Here is a 1,498-nt window from a genome sequence, read left to right on the forward strand (position 1 = left end):
TCGCGCGATGCGCGCGGCGAACCGGTCGTGCTCGGCGTGCTGCAAGCGGTGCTGCGCGCGGCCGCCGATGCGCAATTGCACTGGACCACGCTGCGCGCGGCGCTCGCGCCGCAGCCGCCCGGCGAGCCGGGCGAGCCGGCCAATTCGGCACCCCCGTTTGATAAAATCTGACCTCGAACGGCGCGCCTGCCAGCCCTGCTGCGGCGCCCGTTCCGGCCACCGGATGCGACCCTCGTGAAACCTCTCCTGCTCTCGCACTTCACCGCCACCAGCTGCATCGGCCGCGGCCTCGATGCGACCCTCGATGCGCTGCGCGACGCGCGCGGCGGGCTCACACCCTGCGACTTCGAAGGTGCGGATCTCGACACGTGGATCGGCGCGGTGGACGGCGTCGATGCGCAGCCCGTGCGGGCCGATCTCGCCGACTTCGCGTGCCGCAACAACCGCCTCGCGCAACTCGGCCTCACGCAGGACGGCTTCGACGCACGCGTCGCGGCGGCCGTCGCGCGCTATGGGGCGGCACGTGTCGGCGTATTCATCGGCACGAGCACGGCCGGCATCCTCGAGACCGAGCACGCGTACCAGCGCCGCGATCCGGCAAGCGGCGCGCTGCCCGCCGACTTCCGCTACGCACACACGCACAACCCGTATTCGCCGGCCGCGTTCGTGCGCGCGTTTTTCGCGCTGCGCGGGCCGGCGATGGCGATCTCGTCCGCGTGCTCGTCCGGCGCGAAAGTGTTCGGCTCCGCGCGCCGCATGATCGAAGCGGGATTGATCGACGCAGCCGTCGTCGGCGGCGTCGATTCGCTGTGCCTGACGACGCTGTACGGCTTCAATTCGCTCGAGCTGCTGTCGCGCCAGCCGTGCCGGCCGTTCGACGTCGCGCGCGACGGCATCTCGATTGGCGAAGCCGCCGCGTTCGCGCTCGTCGAACGCGTGCCGGAGCCGCCCGCCGCACTCGACGCCGATGCGGTCCTGCTGCTCGGCATCGGCGAATCGAGCGACGCGCATCACATGTCGTCGCCGCATCCGGACGGGCTCGGCGCACGCGTCGCGATCGAGCAGGCGCTTGCATCCGCCGGCCTGGGTGCAACCGACATCGACTACGTGAACCTGCACGGCACCGCGACGCCGAGCAACGACGCGGCCGAAAGCCGAGCGATCGGCGCGCTGTTCGCCAGCACGCCGTGCAGCTCGACGAAGGGAGCGACCGGCCATACGCTCGGCGCGGCGGGTGCGCTCGAGGCCGTCGTCGCCGCGCTCGCGTTGCGCGAGCAGTTCGTGCCGGCCGGCGTCAACACGACACTGCCCGACCCGGCACTCGCCGCCGACTATGTGCTCGCGAGCCGCGATACCCGCGTGCGCGCCGTCCTGTCCAATTCGTTCGGCTTCGGCGGCACGAATTGCAGCCTGATCCTCGGCCGCGCCGACCACGCCCGCCGTTGAGGCCCGCCATGACACTCACCGCCTTCATCGAAAGCATCGGCCTCATCGGGCC

Annotated in this window: 1 protein-coding gene and 1 pseudogene; both read left to right on the forward strand. The window is 71.5% G+C overall.

Going from position 1 to position 1,498, the window contains the following annotated elements; all coding sequences use genetic code 11:
• A pseudogene (locus G3N98_RS40110) lies at positions 1-171 on the forward strand (polysaccharide deacetylase family protein); the annotation flags it as partial.
• 63 nt (positions 172-234) lie between these two features.
• On the forward strand, positions 235-1,446 hold the full coding sequence (locus G3N98_RS39170) for a beta-ketoacyl-[acyl-carrier-protein] synthase family protein (protein ID WP_206151113.1): 1,212 nt from the start codon (positions 235-237) through the stop codon (positions 1,444-1,446).
• Positions 1,447-1,498 lie beyond the last annotated feature (52 nt).

It is taken from the genome of Burkholderia sp. Tr-20390, from assembly GCF_017104595.1.
In the GTDB taxonomy this organism is placed as follows: Bacteria; Pseudomonadota; Gammaproteobacteria; order Burkholderiales; family Burkholderiaceae; genus Burkholderia.